Annotated in this window: 2 protein-coding genes; both read left to right on the top strand. The window is 58.5% G+C overall.

The window, feature by feature from the left end:
* Positions 1–355 (top strand): GGDEF domain-containing protein (locus B3Q33_RS15845; protein WP_286829188.1); only part of this gene is annotated, 355 nt, incomplete at its 5' end.
* A 144-nt stretch (positions 356–499) separates the two neighbouring features.
* Positions 500–1,375: a metal-dependent hydrolase gene (locus B3Q33_RS15840; protein ID WP_035248598.1), complete on the top strand. Its 876-nt coding sequence runs from the start codon at positions 500–502 to the stop codon at positions 1,373–1,375.
* Positions 1,376–1,457 lie beyond the last annotated feature (82 nt).

Genomic DNA, 1,457 nt, shown 5'->3' with positions numbered 1-1,457 from the left:
TCGGCTGCTTAGCGGGACCCTTACCCGCCGTGGTGATCAGGTGGCCCGAATCGGCGGTGAAGAGTTCGGGATATTGCTGCCGGGGGCAGATATCCATGCCTCGCTGAAAGTGGCCTGGCGGTTGGTGATGACCCTTCGCAATCATAATGCGGGCTGTCCGTCTGGTGAGAGTTGGCAGCCGGTGACCCTGTCCGTGGGTGTGGCGACCCGCCTGCCTGGCAGTAACATCACCGGCCGTGAGCTGATGCGCCAAGCGGATCGAGGTCTTTACCTGGCCAAGCAGCGCGGGCGGGATCAGGCGGTGCATGCGGCTCTGTCCGGTCAGTCAGATCCACCCAGGGCGGACGCTGGTTAGCGGTGGCGCCCAGGCACAGTCACTCTGCGGCCCCTCACAATCAATGTGCTCCCAGTGACGCCGGCAGGCAGGAAATGGCACAACCTGAACTAGTGTCCCATTTCTCGCTGGCGAATACTGTGCTCATACGCAGGAGGGTTTGCCATGACTAGCAAAGCGGTTGCCACATCGCCGAAAACGCCAAAAAAACTGAATAACAGCGATATCCAGCCCCGCAAGATGGATTTCTCGTTTGATCCGGCCATGCCGCGTTACTGGTTTGACGACGATCAGTTCAAGACCATTCTGCTGACGGCCCTGTCCTGCACCTTCCCGGAAGGTGAGCGCTTCTTCGTGCGCTCAGTGCGCCATTACCAGAAACAGATCCAGGACCCGCTGCTGCGCGAGCAGGTGAAAGGCTTTATCGGCCAGGAAGCCCATCATGGCAACGAGCACGATGCCTTCAATCACTTCATGGAGTCCAAGGGCGTGCCCACCGGCAAGGTGGATGAGTTCGTCAATCGCGGCATGCGCTTCATGGCCAAGCATCTGTCACCGCAACGACAGCTGGCAAAGACCTGCGCCCTGGAACACTTCACCGCCATGCTGGCGGAATTGATGCTGGAGCATCCGGATTTTTTCAAAGGCATGGACGAACGCATGTTGCCACTGTGGTTATGGCATGCGGTGGAAGAAAGCGAGCACAAGGCCGTGGCCTTTGATGTGTACCAGGACCAGGTGGACAGCTACTGGGTACGCACCTCGGAAATGGCCTTTACCACGGTGGAATTTATCAGCTTCACCATTTTCCATTACTACCAGCTGCGCAAGGGCATGGACGATGCCACCGACTGGCGATCCGTGCGCGGCGGCGTCAACTGGCTACTCGGCAAGCCGGGCTGGTTGCGTAAACTGGGCAAATCCTACCTGGCGTATTACAAGCGGGATTTTCACCCGGCCAAGCGCGACAGTACCTTCCTGCGCAAGCAAGGGTTGAAGAAACTGTCGCGGCTACTGGATCGCCCGGATCTGACTGCCTGATCGCCCCTGCGCAGGCCCTTCATGTTTTCCTGTCGTGCTGGCGTGTTACGGTGGGAAAATACTAGGGAGCCTCTGAATAACT

The organism is Alcanivorax sp. UBA3183, assembly GCF_002364155.1.
Taxonomy (GTDB): domain Bacteria; phylum Pseudomonadota; class Gammaproteobacteria; order Pseudomonadales; family Alcanivoracaceae; genus Alcanivorax; species Alcanivorax jadensis.
The sequence above is the reverse complement of the archived record's forward strand: the minus strand, read 5'-3'. Positions and strand labels throughout refer to the sequence as shown.